Consider the following 16,420-nt stretch of genomic DNA (forward strand, 5'->3'; position numbering starts at 1 on the left):
ATGGCAGCGCTGTACACGGCCGAGGCGACCGCGACCGGCGAGGGCAGGGGCGGACGCACCCGGTCCTCCGACGGTGTGCTCGACCTGGACCTCGCGGTGCCGCGCGAGATGGGCGGCCCGGGTGGGGACTCCACGAATCCCGAGCAGCTGTTCGCCGCCGGCTACGCCGCGTGCTTCCACAGCGCGCTGCAGCTGGTGGCGCGCAAGGCGAAGGCCGACATCGCCGACTCCTCGGTGACCGCCCAGGTCGGCATCGGCAGCAACGGTTCGGGCGGCTACGGCCTGAGCGTCACCCTGTCGGTGAGCCTGCCTGGCATCGACCGCGAGCAGGCGCAGCAGCTGACCGAGCAGGCCGACTCGGTGTGCCCGTACTCGAACGCCATCCGCGGCAACGTGCAGATCGATCTCGCGGTGGCCTGACGACGTGAACCGGTCGTGCCGCGCCGGGCCGTCGAGGCCTGGCGCGGCACGGTCACATCAGCAGCACGTACACCGTTCCGATCAACCCGGCCAGCACCGCCAGCGCGGTGAGCGAAGCGTGCAGCGCGCCGTCCGGCAACGGGGCCTCGGCGCGCAACCGGCGCTCCGCCTGTCGATGCCTGCTCCACGACAGCATTGTGATCGCGACCGCGAGCGGGATCGCCACCGCGGCGCACACCGCGGCGGCCACGGCGCTGCGGTGCACCAGCAACCGGAGCAGCACCATCAAGCCCACGACGAACGTCAGCCCGGTGCGCAACCAGGCGAGCGTCGTGCGTTCGATCTGCAAGCCGGGATCCCACGGACCCTGCCGTTCGTCCGGCATCCTCAGAACCCGCTGATCAGCAGCAGCGCGAGCGCGCCGAGCCCGATGACGCCCAGGCCGAACCCGAGGATCGGCGCCAGCTTCGGCGGTGGCAGGGGGGAGTTCGTGCGCAGCGCCCGCTCCATGGTCATCCACCGGCCGAACGCCGCCACGCTGCACACGACGCCCGCCAGCAGCAGGAGCACGGCCAACGAGGTGCGCAGCGGATCGGAGCCGGTGCCCGCCGCGGCGTTCAGGGCCTCGACGCCGACTCCCGCGGCCATCAGCGCCAGGGCGGTCCGGATCCACGCCAGGAACGTTCGTTCGTTGGCGAGCGTGAAACGGGGGTCGGGTTCGTCGCCGACCCCGTAGATCCGATGTGGCCAGCGCCTACAGGCAGGGTCGTCGTTCTCGGAAGCCATGCGGCCACCGTAGTGCGACCGGCGCAACGAGCTGCGGCGGAGTGCGCGCGCGCACTGCTCCACGCGGACACCGGCCCCCGCAGTGCGAGAGCCGGTGTCCGGTGGCGGGCCTCAGAAGTCGAAGACGGTGCCCAAGTGCGAGGTCGCCTGGCAGCTGTTGCCGAATTCCTTGTCGAAGTGCACCGGCTTGCCCTGCCAGGTGCCGTGCGCGCTGGCCACCACCGGCCGGAGCACCATCGTGCACTGCGCGCCGGTCTGGGCCTGGCCGATCTGATCGAAGTTGCCCCCCGCGGCGAGCAGGCTCTCGCAGGCCTCGGCGGCCCTCGGGTGCGTGCCGCCCGTCGGCTCGCACCGCAGCTGCACGGTGCGCGGCTCCTCGGCGCGGTTCTTGCTCGCGATCGTGAGCGTCAGGTGGCTCGTCGTCGCGGTGGCGTTCGCCATCGCCGGGGTGAGCAGGAGGGCTGCCATCGCCGCGAGCAGAAGGCCGCGGAAGAACCGGGTGCGGGACATGTCTGTGCGCTCCAAGGGGTTGAGGAAGGTTCCGCACAGATTTATCGGCAGCACCCCGCCGATTTCCGCATCCGCGACCGAAGATCACCAGATCGTGGTTCGCGATCGTGGAGTCAGGTGACTCTCGAGTGATCTATCCCAGGCTTCTCGGTTGGCTCATTCACCCCAAAGTGAGTGTTGTGTTTGGGGTGATGAGCGCCCAGGCGAGGAACGCCGCACGGGGCGCGCGGCGACGGATGACAGGAAGGTTCCCTTCCTCGCACCGGTGGCAGAAAGGTTCCCTTGCTCGCTCGGAGGGGAACGCGCCCGGCGCCGGTGACAGGAAGGTTCCCTTCCTCGCGGAGTCGGTGGATCAGTCGTAGAGGGATTCGAGGGTGTCGGCGTACTTGTCGTGGATGACGCGGCGGCGCAACTTCAGCGCCGGGCTGAGCTCGCCGCCCTCGGCACCCCACTGGCGGTCGAGCAGGCGGTGGGCGAGCACCTGGCCGGACTGGCCCAGCGCGGCGTTGGCCGCTTCCACCGCGCGGTCCACTTCGGCCACGACGTCGGGATGCCGGGCCAGCTCGGCCAGGCCGGTCGCGGAGATCCCGCGCGCGCGGGCCCATTCGGGCGCGGCGTCCTCGTCGAGCACGAGCAGCGCGACGACGTGCGGTCGCCCCTCGCCGAAGGCGAGCGCGTGGCCGATCAGCGGGTGCGAGCGCAAGGCGTGCTCCACGACGCTGGGCGCGACGCTCTCCCCGTGGGAGCTGACGATGAGCTCGCTCTTGCGGTCGGTGACGGTGAGGTAGCCGTCCTCGACGCCGCCGACGTCTCCGGTGCGCAGCCAGCCGTCGGCGTCGGTGGCCACTCGGATCAGCCCGTCTTCTTGCAGGTGCCCGGCGCAGACGAGGGGGCCGCGGACCAGCACTTCGCCGTCCTCGTCGGTGCGGAGCTCGACGTCGGGCAGCGACTTGCCGACGGTGCCGAAGCGGACGGCGCCGGGCCGGTTGGTGGTGGCCCAGCCGCTCGTTTCGGTCGATCCCCAGGTCTCGAAGATGTGGAAGCCGAGTCCTGCGAACAGGTCGAGGACGTCGCGGCCGATCGCGGCGGCCCCGCTGGCTCCCCACACGGTGCCGTCCAGTCCTAGTCCGCTGAGGACTTCCTGCTTCTCGGCCGCGTTGTGCGGAGCAGGGAGCGCGCGGGCGATCGCGGCGAGCTTCTCCCACATCCTCGGCACCCCGAAGAAGGTGTGCGGGCGCACCACGGGCAGTTGCCGGATGGCCTGCGTGATGCCGTTGCAGAAGTGGACGTGGGTGACGTCGTGGATCGCGCTGTAGAGGTTGCCCGCGCGTTCGGAGATGTGCGCCATCGGCAGGTAGCAGAGCGTGCTGGTGTGCGGCGGTACGCCGGTGACCCGCTGCCGGGCGGAGGCGGCGGCGAGCACGTTGCGGTGGGTGAGCACGACCGCGCGCTGCACGCCGATCGCGTCGGGGGAGTAGAGCACGGTGGCCGGGGAGTCGGGGGTGACGTTCGCGGCGTGCCGGTCCACGATCGACGGATCCCGGCGCAGGTGCCGTGCGCCGCGGTCGCGCAAGGTCCGCCAGGTGAGGAAGCGGTCGTCCTCCTCGGGGATCGCATCGTGGTCGACGGCGATGACGTGGCTGAGCGAGTCCGGTTCGCGCAGCGCCGCAGACCAGCGCCGCACGTGGTGGGCGTTGCTCAGCACGGCGATGTGCGCGCGGCTGTGCTTGCTGACGTCGCGTACTTCTCGGGAGTTCAACGCGGGGTGCACCGCGATCGGCACCGCTCCGAGGTGGGTGACGGCCACGTCGGCCAGCCACTGCTCGGCGCTGTTGGACATCATCAGCACCACGGTCTGGCCGGCTTGCAGGCCGAGGTCGGCGAACCCGGCCGCGAGGTCGTGCACGGCTTCGGCGGCCTCGTACCAGGTCCAGGTGCGGCCGTCGGCGGTCAGCGCCGGATGGTCGCGGTGCTCGATGGCGTTGCGGCTGAACAGGTGCGGAATGGTCGCGGTCGGCGCCTGCACCGCAGTCTCCGCGGGTGTGCTCATGTGGCTCCTCCACTCACGAGGCGGCCACCTTCGTGACATGAGTCACGGTGACCTCGCCGATGAAACCGCACGAAGGGCCGATTTGGCCAGTAGGCGGACGGGTGCGGTGCGCTCGCCGCCAGTTCGCCCTGGGTTCGCGATCGGGAGCCGCGTTCGGCTGTCAGGGGAGCCGTTTCGCTCGTTCGGGTCGTGCGGCCCTCGCTTCGGGTGACGACGGCGTCGCGACGTCCGGAGTTGCCGCGCGCCGTGAGTCCCTCATGGCCGGAGGGATCTCACGACCGTGGCAGGAAGGTTCCCTTCTCCGCACCGGTGACAGGAAGGTTCCCTTGCTCGCGGAGGGGTCAGACGTGGTCGCGGATGACGTCGTTGACGGCGTTCTGGAATCCGTTGACGAGCACTTGGATGGTCAGGGGCCGCAGCTGGTCGGTGGCGACGCGGACGCGTTCCCGCTCGTCGTCGGGGCGGCCTCGTTCGACGTAGGGGCGCAGCACGTTGGCGGCGAACAGCTCCCGCAGCTCGACGGCGATCTGCGTGGTGTGCTGCTCGACGATCCCTTTCGCCTGCAACAGCATCTCGAGGGGCAGCCCCAGGTCGAGTATTTGCAGGCCGACGCCGAGCATCGCGGTGTTGGGCAGTCGCACCCTGGTGAGTTCCTCGTCGAGGCCCTGCAGGACGCCGAGGGCGACGAGCTGGTGGACCAGTTCGTCGTCGAGCTGGCGGCCGGCGCGCTGGCTCAGCTCGTGCCGGGTGAGGTCCTCGCTCTGGTCGCTGGTCCACGGCGCGAGCAGGGCGCGCTGCAGGGCGAGGTCTTCGGGGGTGGCGTCGTCGGGAATCCGTTCGAGGTGGCGCTCGATGGCGGAGAGGGTGAACCCGAGCGCTTGCAGTTCCCGGATGAGGTCGAGCCGCGCGAGGTGATCGCCGCCGTAGAGGCCGAGCCGGCCGCGCAGCCTGGGCGGCGGGAGCAGGCCTCGGGACGCGTAGAAGCGAACGGTGCGCACGGTGACGCCGGCGCGGGCGGCCAATTCGTCGATGGTGAGCTCTTCGTCCGCGGTTCGGAGCATGGTCGGGGAGCTTACTCCTTGACCGCTGTGACACCAACGATGTAACACTAATTGCGTCGCGACACGGTGTCGTGCGTGGCGTGCAGCCGCTGGCGGAGAGGTGCAGGCGTGACGGCAGAAGGCAACGGCGGTCCGTTGGCGGGCGTGCGAGTGGTGGAGCTGGCGGGCATCGGGCCGGCTCCGTTCTGCGGCATGCTGCTGGCCGACCTGGGCGCGGACGTGGTGCGCGTGGGGCGGCCCGGTGGCGGGCCGAACGAGCACGACCTGCTGGATCGCGGCAAGCGCGCGGTGTCGGTGAACCTCAAGCACGAGCGCGGCCCGGCGACGGTGCTGGCGCTGGTGGAGCAGGCCGACGTGCTGATCGAAGGTTTCCGCCCAGGCGTCGCCGAACGGCTCGGGGTGGGCCCGGAGCAGTGCTGGGAGGTCAACCCGAAGCTGGTGTTCGGCCGGATGACCGGCTGGGGCCAGGACGGGCCGCTGGCGTTGACCGCGGGACACGACGTCGGCTACATCGCGTTGAGCGGCATGCTGCACGCCATCGGCCGCAAGGGCGGGCCCCCGCAGATCCCGGCGAACCTGCTCGGCGACTTCGGCGGCGGTGCGATGTACCTGGCCGTCGGCGTGCTGGCCGCGGTGCTGCAGGCGCGCACCAGCGGGCAGGGCCAGGTCGTCGACGCGTCCATCGTGGACGGTGCGGCGCACCTGGGGTCGATGCTGTTCGGCTTCCACGCTGCGGGCGTGTGGAACACCGAGCGCGGCACGAACATGCTCGACACCGGCGCCCCGTACTACGACGTGTACGAGACCTCCGACGGCGAGTACATGGCGGTCGGCGCGCTGGAACCGCAGTTCTACGCGGAGCTGCTCGCCCGCCTCGACCTGGCCGAGGAGGCCCCGGACCGCGACGACCCGGCGAACTGGCCAGCGCTGCGCGAACGGCTCGCGGAGGTCTTCGCCCGGCGCACCCGCGCCGAGTGGACGGAGGTGTTCGACGGATCGGACGCCTGCGTCGCACCGGTGCTGTCGATGACCGAAGCCCAGGACCACCCGCACATCCGTGCCCGCGGCACGTTGCCGAGCCCGGACGGCGTGCTGCAACCCGCTCCCGCTCCGCGCTTCTCCCGCACCCCGAGTTCACCGCCGCGCCCGGTCGCCGTGCCGGACGCCGCGGTGCTGGCGGACTGGCAGGTGTCCGGCGCAGCCGACCTGCTGGCCTCCGGAGCGATCCACGAGGCGTGAGCGAGTTCGGGCTTCGCCGCTGACAAGACCACGACGAAACGTTCTGCACGGGCTGTTGAAAGGAAGCGTGAACCTGAGATGCGCAGGGAACTGTTCGAGGCGGAGCACGAGGCGTTCCGCGAGACCGCGAAGGCGTTCATCGCCAAGGAACTGCTGCCCCACCAGGAAGAATGGGAAGCGGCGGGCGTGGTCAGCCGCGAGGCGTGGGTGGCCGCCGGGAAGCAGGGCCTGCTGGGCATCGCCGTCGACGAGGAGTACGGCGGTGGCGGCGTCGACGACTTCCGGTTCAACGTCGTGATCGACGAGGAGCTGGTCAACGCCGGGATCAGCGGGTTCGGCTCGCCGGTGCACACCGACATCAACCTCCCGTACCTGACGCGGCTGGGCACCGAGGAGCAGAAGAAGCGCTGGCTGCCCGGCTTCTGCTCCGGCGAGATCATCACCGCGATCGCCATGACCGAGCCGGGTGCGGGCAGCGACCTGCAGGGCATGCGCACCACGGCGGTCCGCGACGGCGACCACTACGTCCTCAACGGGCAGAAGACGTTCATCTCCAACGGCATCAACGCCGACCTGGTGATCGTCGCGGCCCGCACCGATCCCGACGCGGGCGCCCAGGGCATCAGCCTGCTGGTGGTGGAGCGCGGCATGGAGGGCTTCGAGCGCGGTCGCAACCTGGACAAGATCGGCCAGAAGTCGCAGGACACCGCGGAGCTGTACTTCAACGACGTGCGGGTCCCCGCGACCAACCTGCTCGGTGAAGAGGGCCAGGGCTTCATCTACCTGATGCAGAACCTGCCGCAGGAACGGCTGTCCATCGCCGTCGCCGCGATCGCCAGCGCCGAGAAGGTCCTGGAGATCACCAAGCAGTACTGCCGGGACCGCACCGCGTTCGGCCGCCCCATCGGCAAGTTCCAGAACACCCGCTTCGAGCTGGCGGAGATGGCCACCGAGGTGCAGATCGGCCGCGTGTTCACCGACCGTTGCGTCGCCGACCACGTTCGCGGTGAACTGAGCGTGGAGCACGCCGCCATGGCCAAGTGGTGGCTCACCGAGATGAACAAGCGCGTCGTGGACCGCTGCCTGCAGCTGCACGGCGGCTACGGCTACATGATGGAGTACCCGGTCGCGAAGGCCTTCCTGGACTCGCGGGTGCAGACCATCTACGGCGGCACCACCGAGATCATGAAGGAGATCGTGGGGCGCTCGCTGGGGATCTGACGTCACGAGAGGTGCGGCATGGACTGGATGGTCACTCCCGGCGCGGACCGTGCGCTGTCCGACGTGCTGCCCTCGACGCTCGCCGCCCTCGGCATCGCGGGATTCACCGACACCCTCGGGATCCCGCGATGCCGTGCGGCGGCGGTGCTGCTCGTCGACGGGCTCGGCTGGTCGCTGCTCCACGAGCACGCCGCCGACGCGCCGTTCCTGGCCTCGTTGGCGACCCGCGAGCCGCTGCTGGCCGGGTTCCCGACGACGACGGCCACCAGCATCACCTCGCTCGGCACCGGCTTGGCCTCCGGGGCGCACGGCATCGTCGGCTACACCTTCGCCGAACCGTCCGGCGGCCTGCTGCACCCGCTGGCCTGGGCCACCCACGGCACCGCCCGCGACGCGCGCGGGAAGCGGCGCAGCCTGCTCGACGCGTGGCCACCGGAGACCGCGCAGCCCGAACCGACGATGCTGCAACGCGCCGCCGACGCGGGTGTCCAGGTGCGATCGGTGGCGCCCGCGGAGTTCGGCGGCACCGGGCTGACCAGGGCGGCCCTGCGCGGCGGCGAATTCCGCGGGGTGCACGCGCTCGGCGACCTCGGCGCGGAAGTGCTCACCGCGTTGGCCGAACCCGGCCCCGCGCTGTGCTACGCCTACCACGGCCACCTCGACCTCGTCGGACACGGACACGGACCCGGTTCGCTGCCGTGGCGGATCCAGCTCGCCCAGGTGGACCGGCTGGTGGCTTCGATAGCGCAGCGGCTGCCCGGCGACTCCGCACTGCTGGTCGTCGCCGACCACGGCATGGTCACCATCGACCCGGCCGACACGTTCGACGCCGACACCGACCCCGCGCTGAGCGCCGGTGTCCGGCTGCTCGGCGGCGACGCTCGCGCCCGCCACATCTACCCCGAACCCGGTGCTCGCGACGACGTGCTGCAGGCGTGGCGCGCGGTGCTGGGGGAGCGCGGCGCGGTGGTGACCGGCGAGCAGGCCGTCGACGAAGGCTGGTTCGGCCCGGTCGTGACCGACTCGGTGCGCCCGCGCATCGGTGAGGTGCTGGCGGTGCTGCGCGATACGGCGGTGATCCGCTCCGCGGTGGAACCGGGGGAGTCCTCGCTGCGCGGGCACCACGGCTCGCTCACCGCGGCCGAACAGTTCGTCCCCTTGCTCGTGGCGCAAGGATGATCGCGGTGGTGTGACGGCGACGGAGGTCGATGATGACCGGCGAGAACACGTTCGACACCCCGGATCGGGGCCATTTCGGTCCGGACGCGGTGAGCTGGCACCTGCACGGCGATCCGGCCATGTGGGCGGCCGGGATCTGCAGCCTGTACCTGCAGGCGCTGCACCCGCGCGCGGTCGCGGGAGTCGTGCAGAACTCCGACTTCCAGCGCGACCCGCTCGGCAGGCTGCGGCGCACCAGCGCGTTCGTCGGCCTCGCCACCTACGGTGGCCGCGCCGAGGTGGACCGGGCCGCGTCGCGGGTGCGGCACGTGCACTCGATCCTCACCGCCACCGACCCCCGCGATGGAGCACCGATCCGGCTCGACGAGCCGGAACTGCTGCGGTGGGTGCACTGCGCCGAGGTCGCCTCGTTCGCCGCCGTGGTGCGGCGCGGCGGGTTCCCGCTCACCGATGTGCTGCTCGACCGGTACTTCGACGAGCAGCGCCGCTCCGCTGGGCTCGTCGGCCTCGACCCGGCGACCGTGCCCGGTTCCCGGCGGGAGATGGCGGCTTACTTCGCCCGGATGCGCCCGGTGCTCGCGCGGACCGAGGACGCCGAGCTGATCTACCGCTTCCTGCACCGGCCGTTCCCCGAGTGGTGGCGGGCCGGGGTGAACCTGACCTACCGGCCGGTGGGGCACCTCGCCTACTCGCTGCTGCCCGGTTGGGCGCGGCGGATCTACGGCCGGCCTGCGTTCCCGCGCGCCGCGGTGACGGCGGGGCTGCGGGCCGCGCGCGCGACGGGTCTAGCGGTGCCGGGCGCGATCCGCTGGCGCTTCCCCGCCGATCACGTGCTGCGCGCCGTGGAACGCCTCGGCGAACCGGTGTACCCGTCGGCCACTGCCGTCGCGGCGCTGGGAGCGGCGTAGGCGCGCAGCGGGGTTCAGCGCAGGAACGAGTCGCGGGAGAAGTCCTCGTCGTCCCAGTCCTGGCCGCGGCGGGTGGGCGGGGTGCTCGGAGCGTTCGAGGAGGGGCGATTCCCCGCGGCGGGCGGGGTTTCCGCGCGCGGCGGTGCGGCGGGCGGTTCCGGGCGGGCCGCGGGCTGGTCGTCCAGGCCTGCCGGGGGCTGGGCGCCGTGGGCGTTGTAGGCCTCGCGGAACTGCTCGGCGCGGTCGCCCAGCACCGGTTCCACGGTGGCGTTCATCGTCTCCGCGGCCTGCTGGGTGGCTTGCCGGATCGTCTGCATGATGGCCTGCTGCAGGGCGGTGTGGGACTGGCGCATCGCCTGCTGGCTCAGGCGCAGGTCGAGGACGGCTCCGGAAGGGGCGACGGCCACCGTGACCGCGCCGTCCTGGCTGCGCGCCTCGCCGCGGATCGCACCCATCTTGTCCTTGAGCTGTGCCGCGGCGGTCGCCTGCTCCTCGAAGCGGGCCAGCATCTCCTGGATGCGCTGCTGAGCACTGGACATGAAAAATCTCCCCAGATCCGAATGTTTTCAGGGAGCGTAGCCAGTGCGGTCCGATCACTGGGCGAGTTCCTCTGATTCGGCCGTCGTGCGCAGTGTCGATCACAGTGGCGCGAGGCACAATAGGGGGAGCGGGAGGCCTTGTCGACCTCTTGTATCTATGCGTCGATCCGCCTAAGGTTCCCGATGTTCGGAACGGCAATTCCGCATAGCGAAATCCTCGGTACTGAGGAGGCGTGCCCATGTCCCCGACCGGCATCACCGCGGTCCCCGGCGCCGACCTCGACCGGTTGGTGCGCCGCATCCGCGACGTGCTCCCGGAGAACTCGGTGATCACCGACCCGCAACGGCGCCGCACCTACGAATGCGACGGGCTGGCCAGCTACCGGGTGGTGCCCGCCCTGGTCGTCCTGCCGGAGAGCACCGAGCAGGTCCAGCACGTCGTCGCGGCCTGCGCCGAACAGCAGGTGCCCTTCGTCGCGCGCGGCTCCGGCACCGGCCTGTCCGGCGGGGCGCTGCCGCACTCCGAAGGCGTGCTCATCGTGACCTCGAAGATGCGCCGCATCCTGGAGGTGGACGTCGCCAACCAGCGCGCCGTCGTCGAACCCGGCGTGATCAACCTCGACGTCACCGGCGCCGCCGCGCCGCACGGCTACTACTTCGCGCCCGACCCGTCGAGCCAGCAGGTGTGCTCCGTCGGCGGCAACGTCGCCGAGAACTCCGGTGGCGCGCACTGCCTCAAGTACGGATTCACCACCCACCACATCCTCGGGTTGCAGGTCGTGACCCCCGACGGCGATCTCGTCGAACTCGGCGGCCCCGCGCGAGAAGCACCCGGCTACGACCTGCTCGGCGCGTTCATCGGCAGCGAAGGCACGCTCGGCGTCGTCACCCGGATCACCGTGCGGTTGCTGCGCAAACCCGAAGTCGTGCAGACCCTGCTCGCCGGATTCGCCTCCACCGACGACGCGGGAGCCGCCGTCTCCGCCATCATCAGCGCCGGCGTCACGCCCGCCGCCATCGAGATGATGGACGCGCTCGCCATCGAAGCCGCGGAGCAAGCCGTCCACTGCGGATACCCGGACGGCGCGGGCGCGGTCCTCGTCGTCGAACTCGACGGCCCCGCAGCCGAAGTCGAGCACACCTTCGCCGAAGTGCGGCGGCACTGCGACGAGCACGGCGCCTTCGAAATCCGCGTCGCCGCCGACGACCACGAACGCGCCATGATCTGGAAGGGCCGCAAATCCGCGTTCGCCGCCGTCGGCCGCATCAGCCCCGACTACATCGTGCAGGACGGGGTGATCCCGCGGACCGCGCTGCCCGAAGTGCTCGGCCGCATCGCGCGGCTCTCCGCCGACTCCGGGGTCCGCGTCGCCAACGTCTTCCACGCCGGAGACGGCAACCTGCACCCCCTGGTGCTGTTCGACGACGCCGAGCAGGGCGCGGCGGAACGCGCCGAAGCGGTCTCCGGAGCGATCCTCGACCTGTGCATCGAACACGGCGGCTCCATCACCGGTGAACACGGCGTCGGCGCCGACAAGGTCAAGTACATGGGCCGGATGTTCACCGACGACGACCTCGACACCATGCAACTCGTGCGGTGCGCGTTCGACCCGGCCGGGATCTGCAACCCCGGCAAGGTGTTCCCGACGCCGCGGCTCTGCGGCGAAGTGCCCGGACCGCGCCGCGGCGTGCACCCGCTCACCGAAGCAGGATTGGCGGACCAGTTCTGATGCCCGCGAACACCACCAACCCCGCCGCGCGCGCCGCGCTGGAGTCCGCGGCGGGCACCGGCGAGATCCGCGACGCGACCGCGGCGGACGAGGTAGCGGGCGTCCGGCCCACGTGGGTCGCCGCGGCCTCCGGCACCGACGAGGTGTCGGCGATCCTGCGCGCCGCCGCCGAACACGAACTCACCGTCGTGCCACGCGGATCCGGCAGCAAACTCGACTGGGGCGCCGCGCCGCGCTCCGCGGACCTGCTGCTGGACCTCTCCGCCAACAGCGGGATCGTCGAACACGCCGCGGGCGACCTGGTGCTCAGCGCCCGAGCCGGAACCCCGCTGGCCACCCTGCACGACACCGCCGCCGAAGCGGACCAGCAACTGCCCATCGACCCGCCGGACCGCGCCGCCACCGCGGGCGGCGTCGTGGCCACCGCGACCTCCGGCCCCGGCCGGTACTTCTTCGGCGGCGTGCGCGACCTGCTCATCGGCATCACCGTGGTGCTCGCCGACGGCACCGTGACGACCTCCGGCGGCAAAGTCGTCAAGAACGTCGCTGGCTACGACCTCGGCAAGCTCTACACCGGATCGTTCGGCACCCTCGGCGTGATCACCGAAGTGGTGTTCCGGCTGCACCCGATCGCCGCCGAACACCGCTGGATCAGCAGCACCGTCGACACCGCCGCCGACGCGGCCACCATCGTCGACACCTACCGGCACTGCCAGGCGATGCCCACCGCCATCGAACTCGACCGCCCCGAACCCGGCGGCGCCATCACCGTGAGCGCGCAGCTCGAAGGCCGCCCCGCCGCCACCCACGAACGCGCCGAAGCGCTCGCCCGCGACGTCGGCGGCACCGTCCACGACCGCGCACCCGACTGGTGGGGGCAACACCCGTTCGGGCCCTCGGACAACGCGCTGCGGCTCGGCGCCGAACCCGCCGCGCTGACCACGCTGCTGACCGCCACCGACCGCGCCGCCACCGACACCGGGCTGTCACCCGCGCTGCGCGGGGCCGCCGGTCTCGGCGTGCTCCACGCCGGACTGCCCGCCGCCGACGACCCCCGCGCCGTCGCCGACCTCGTCGCCGCGCTGCGCGGCCGGCTCGACTACGCCGTGCTGCAACGCGGAACCGCCACCGTGCGCGACGCCCTCGACCCGTGGGGACCGCAACCCGCCGGAATCAGCAGCCTGATGCGGCGGATCAAAGACCGGTTCGACCCCGGACACCGACTCGCCCCCGGCCGTTTCGCGGGAGGAATCTGATGACCGACACCCCACCGCACGACCTGCTGCGCACCGGCGCGTTCGACGCGGTGCACCCGCCGCAGCGCGAACTCATCGACGACTGCGTCCACTGCGGATTCTGCCTGCCCAGCTGCCCCACCTACGACCTGTGGGGTGAAGAGATGGACTCGCCGCGCGGGCGGATCTACCTCATGAAGGAAGGGCTCGAAGGCGAACCCATGACCGACACCATGGTCGGTCACATGGACGCCTGCCTCGGCTGCATGGCCTGCGTCAGCGCCTGCCCCTCCGGCGTGCGCTACGGCACCCTCATCAACGAGACCCGCGCCCAGATCGAGCGCAACCACACCCGGAGCCGGTGGGAGAAGCTGCTGCGCACCGCGATCTTCACGGTGTTCCCCTATCCGCGCAGGCTCCGCGCGATGCGCGGGCCGCTCGCCCTCTACCAGCGCCTCCGCCTCGGCGAGCTGATGCGGCGCACCGGCATCACCGCCGCGCTGCCGCCGCACCTGCGCGCCATGGAATCGCTCGCGCCGCCGATCAACCGGGAACCCCGGCTCGGCCACCGGGTGCCCGCCCGGGGAACCCGCCGCGCCACCGTCGGCATGATCACCGGCTGCGTGCAGAGCGCCTTCTTCCCCGACGTCAACGCCGCCACCGCCCGCGTGCTCGCCGCCGAAGGCTGCGACGTCGTCATCCCGCCCGCGCAAGGATGCTGCGGCGCCCTCAGCGAACACTCCGGCCGCGAAGAAGAGGCCGTGGCGTTCGCGCGGGCACTGCTCGACACCTTCGACGAGTCCCGCGTGGACCACATCGTGATCAACTCGGCGGGGTGCGGATCCACCCTCAAGGAATACCCGCAGCTGCTGCGCGACGACCCGCACTACGCCGCCAAAGCCGAACGGTTCGCCGCCAAGGTGCGCGACATCGCCGAACTGCTCACCGAACTCGGCCCCGCCGCCACCCGGCACCCGCTGCCCGCGGCCATCGCCTACCACGACGCCTGCCACCTCAGCCACGGCCAAGGCATCCGCTCCCAGCCGCGGGACCTGCTCCGCGACATCCCCGGCATCGAACTCCGCGAGATCAACCGCGGCGAACTGTGCTGCGGCTCGGCCGGGATCTACAACCTCCTGCAACCCGAAGCCGCCCGAGAACTCGGCGACCGCAAAGCCGCCCACGTCCAGGACACCCGCGCCGACCTGCTCGTCACCGCCAACCCCGGCTGCTCCATGCAGATCCGCGCCGCGCTGGAACGACGCGGCGAGGCGCTGCCGATGGCCCACACCGTGCAAGTGCTCGACGCCTCGATCCGCGGCGAATCAGTGGCAACCCTGCTGCACAGCTGAGTCCGTGACAGGAAGGTTCCCTTCCACCACGCCGACCGGCGGCCCGGATGGCAGAAAGGTTCCCCTCCTCACGAAGGTGACAGGAAGGTTCCCTTGCTCGCCGCGCACCCGACGAGACGCCGGTCGAGCGGAGGCCCCTCCGTCGCAGAGGTGACAGAAAGGTTCCCTTGCTCGCATAGATGACAGGAAGGTTCCCTTCCTCGCAGCCAAGGCCGGACGCGTCCCGGCCTGCTCGCCGATCGACGTCGCCTCTGGACGGGCCGGTAGCGGTCGAGAGTCCAGTGGGGACGAATCCGGTCAAGGCGCCGGGCGAACCCCTCCGCCGCGTCCGGTCAGCGCTACCGGACATGCCCACGCGCGGTTATCGTCGCCGTCTCGACACGTCGGGTCTCCGCCACAAAGGAGTGGTCGTGTACCAACAGATCCTGGCCCCGTTGTTCGGTTCGCTCGGCTGGAGCGCGGTAGCGGCAGCACTGCCGTTGCTCGTGCTGTTCGCACTGCTGGGCGTCGTGCGCATGACGGCGTGGAAGGCCTCGCTCGTCGCGCTGGCCGTCGCCCTCGCGATCGCGATGTTCGTCTACCCGATGCCCGTGGACCAGGCGCTGCTGTCGGCGACGCTCGGGGCGGCGTTCGGCTTCTTCCCGATCCTGTGGATCGTCATCAACGCCATCTGGATCTACCAGATGACCGTCACGACCGGCCATTTCGACGTGCTGCAACGCAGCTTCTCCCGGATCAGCGGCGACCGCCGGATCCAAGCCATGATCATCGCGTTCTGCTTCGGCGCGCTGCTCGAGGCGCTCGCCGGGTTCGGCACGCCGGTCGCGATCACCACGGTGATGCTGCTGGCGCTCGGCATCAGCCCGATGACCTCGGCCGTCGTCGCGCTGGTCGCCAACACCGCTCCCGTCGCCTACGGGGCTCTCGCTTCGCCGCTGGTGACGCTCGCGAGCGTCACCGAGCTGCCGCTGGCCGACCTCGGCGCCATGACGGGGAGGCAGACCCCGCTGCTCGCGCTGTTCGTGCCGATGGTCCTCGTCGGCATCATCGACGGTGTGCGCGGCGTCCGGGAGACCCTGCCAGCCACCCTCACCTGCGGAGTCACCTTCGCCGTCGCCCAGTTCGCGGCGTCCAACTACGTCTCCGTCCCGCTGACCGACATCATCGCCGCGCTCCTGGCAGCGGGAGCGACGGTGCTGCTGATGCGGGTGTGGACACCGCGCGGCGCCGAACCGCCCACCTCCGAACCCGCGGGCAGTCGAGCGGAGGTGCTGCGGGCCTACGCGCCCTACCTGATCATCATCGCGGTGTTCGTCGTCGCCCAACTGGGCCCGATCGCCGATCTGCTCGACGCCGTCACGCTCAAGTTCAACTGGCCCGGCCTCGACATCCGCGACGCGGGAGGCGAAGCGCTCTCGCTCACCGAGTTCAAGTTCAACTGGCTGTCCGGAGCGGGCTCGCTGCTGCTGATCGCAGGCCTGATCACCATCCCCGTGATCGGCATCAGCGCCCGCGACGCCCTCGGCCGCTACGCCGCCACCTACCGGCAGCTCGCTTGGGCGATCGTGACGGTGATGACGGTGCTCGCCATCGCCTACGTCATGAACACCTCGGGGCAGACCGCGACGCTCGGCACCTGGATGGCTGCCACCGGTGGCTTGTTCGCCTTCCTCTCACCGATCCTCGGCTGGCTGGGCGTCGCCGTCACCGGCTCGGACACCTCGTCCAACTCGCTGTTCGGCGCGCTGCAGGTCACCGCGGCCGAACAGGCGGGGATCGATCCGATGCTGGCCGCCGCCGCCAACGGATCAGGCGGTGTGCTCGGCAAGATGATCTCGCCGCAGAACCTGGCGATCGCCGCCGGAGCCGTCGGCATGGCCGGGCGCGAAGGCGACCTCTTCCGCCGAGTCCTCCCGTTCAGCCTCGGTTTCCTCCTGCTGATGTGCGCGCTCATCGCCCTGCAAGCGACCCCGGTCCTGTCCTGGATGACCGCGATGTGAGCAAGGGAACCTTTCTGCCGCCGAAGCGAGGAAGGGAACCTTCCGGTCAACTAGGCGCACGTTGCACGCCCTTCCGGCTGCGAGGAAGGGAACCTTCCTGCCACCGGTGACAGGAAAGTTCCCTTCCTCGCACCGACGGGCATTGACTGTGACAGTGATGGTGTCACACTCTGGGTGGAGTACTAGGCCG

15 protein-coding genes are annotated in these 16,420 nt (G+C 71.0%); 9 read left to right on the top strand and 6 right to left on the bottom strand.

All coding sequences use genetic code 11. From position 1 onward, the window contains the following. Positions 1-420 carry an organic hydroperoxide resistance protein gene (locus OOZ19_RS18370; protein ID WP_266091347.1) on the top strand — a complete coding sequence of 140 codons (420 nt, stop codon included), beginning with the start codon at positions 1-3 and terminating at the stop codon, positions 418-420. A 52-nt stretch (positions 421-472) separates the two neighbouring features. Here OOZ19_RS18370 and OOZ19_RS18375 read toward each other — a convergent pair whose 3' ends face one another. The 5 genes from OOZ19_RS18375 to OOZ19_RS18395 all read right to left on the bottom strand — a co-directional run bounded on the left by OOZ19_RS18375 (position 473) and on the right by OOZ19_RS18395 (position 4,827). Next, positions 473-769, bottom strand: coding sequence for a DUF202 domain-containing protein (locus OOZ19_RS18375; RefSeq protein WP_266091348.1), 297 nt, complete (start codon positions 767-769; stop codon positions 473-475). Positions 770-807: 38 nt separating this feature from the next. Continuing rightward, positions 808-1,206, bottom strand: a complete 399-nt coding sequence (locus tag OOZ19_RS18380; RefSeq protein WP_266091349.1) for a YidH family protein — start codon at positions 1,204-1,206, stop codon at positions 808-810. A 111-nt stretch (positions 1,207-1,317) separates the two neighbouring features. Next, positions 1,318-1,716, bottom strand: a complete 399-nt coding sequence (locus OOZ19_RS18385; RefSeq protein WP_266091350.1) for an SSI family serine proteinase inhibitor — start codon at positions 1,714-1,716, stop codon at positions 1,318-1,320. 352 nt (positions 1,717-2,068) lie between these two features. After that, a complete protein-coding gene (locus tag OOZ19_RS18390; RefSeq protein WP_266091351.1) occupies positions 2,069-3,766 on the bottom strand; it encodes an AMP-dependent synthetase/ligase in 1,698 nt (565 codons plus the stop codon). A gap of 341 nt (positions 3,767-4,107) precedes the next feature. After that, the gene (locus tag OOZ19_RS18395; protein ID WP_266091352.1) at positions 4,108-4,827 is read right to left on the bottom strand and encodes a MerR family transcriptional regulator; all 720 of its coding nucleotides are present in this window, start codon (positions 4,825-4,827) and stop codon (positions 4,108-4,110) included. Between the two features lie 108 nt (positions 4,828-4,935). On the opposite strand from OOZ19_RS18395, the gene OOZ19_RS18400 reads away from it, so the two are divergent. The 4 genes from OOZ19_RS18400 to OOZ19_RS18415 all read left to right on the top strand — a co-directional run bounded on the left by OOZ19_RS18400 (position 4,936) and on the right by OOZ19_RS18415 (position 9,374). Beyond that, positions 4,936-6,066, top strand: a complete 1,131-nt coding sequence (locus OOZ19_RS18400; protein ID WP_266091353.1) for a CaiB/BaiF CoA transferase family protein — start codon at positions 4,936-4,938, stop codon at positions 6,064-6,066. Between the two features lie 78 nt (positions 6,067-6,144). Beyond that, positions 6,145-7,287: an acyl-CoA dehydrogenase family protein gene (locus OOZ19_RS18405; RefSeq protein ID WP_266091354.1), complete on the top strand. Its 1,143-nt coding sequence runs from the start codon at positions 6,145-6,147 to the stop codon at positions 7,285-7,287. Between the two features lie 18 nt (positions 7,288-7,305). Continuing rightward, positions 7,306-8,466 carry an alkaline phosphatase family protein gene (locus OOZ19_RS18410; protein WP_266091355.1) on the top strand — a complete coding sequence of 387 codons (1,161 nt, stop codon included), beginning with the start codon at positions 7,306-7,308 and terminating at the stop codon, positions 8,464-8,466. A gap of 29 nt (positions 8,467-8,495) precedes the next feature. After that, positions 8,496-9,374, top strand: a complete 879-nt coding sequence (locus OOZ19_RS18415; RefSeq protein WP_266091356.1) for an oxygenase MpaB family protein — start codon at positions 8,496-8,498, stop codon at positions 9,372-9,374. 14 nt (positions 9,375-9,388) lie between these two features. On the opposite strand, the gene OOZ19_RS18420 is transcribed toward OOZ19_RS18415, so the two are convergent. Continuing rightward, complete coding sequence (locus OOZ19_RS18420; RefSeq protein WP_266091357.1) at positions 9,389-9,913, bottom strand: YbaB/EbfC family nucleoid-associated protein; 525 nt, start codon at positions 9,911-9,913, stop codon at positions 9,389-9,391. Positions 9,914-10,152: 239 nt separating this feature from the next. Between OOZ19_RS18420 and OOZ19_RS18425 the strand changes: the two genes are divergently transcribed. From OOZ19_RS18425 to OOZ19_RS18440, 4 genes are all read left to right on the top strand, one after another. After that, positions 10,153-11,643, top strand: a complete 1,491-nt coding sequence (locus tag OOZ19_RS18425) for an FAD-linked oxidase C-terminal domain-containing protein (RefSeq protein ID WP_266091358.1) — start codon at positions 10,153-10,155, stop codon at positions 11,641-11,643. Then, entirely contained in the window at positions 11,643-12,899 is a 1,257-nt protein-coding gene (locus OOZ19_RS18430) for an FAD-binding oxidoreductase (protein ID WP_266091359.1), read from the top strand. Before OOZ19_RS18425 ends, OOZ19_RS18430 begins: the two co-directional genes overlap by 1 nt. Beyond that, positions 12,899-14,230: a glycolate oxidase subunit GlcF gene (glcF, locus tag OOZ19_RS18435; protein ID WP_266091360.1), complete on the top strand. Its 1,332-nt coding sequence runs from the start codon at positions 12,899-12,901 to the stop codon at positions 14,228-14,230. The genes OOZ19_RS18430 and glcF overlap by 1 nt, the downstream gene beginning before the upstream one ends. Positions 14,231-14,640: 410 nt before the next feature. Further along, on the top strand, positions 14,641-16,230 hold the full coding sequence (locus OOZ19_RS18440) for an L-lactate permease (RefSeq protein WP_266091361.1): 1,590 nt from the start codon (positions 14,641-14,643) through the stop codon (positions 16,228-16,230). Positions 16,231-16,420 lie beyond the last annotated feature (190 nt).

It is taken from the genome of Saccharopolyspora sp. NFXS83, from assembly GCF_026241095.1.
Taxonomy (GTDB): domain Bacteria; phylum Actinomycetota; class Actinomycetes; order Mycobacteriales; family Pseudonocardiaceae; genus Saccharopolyspora_C.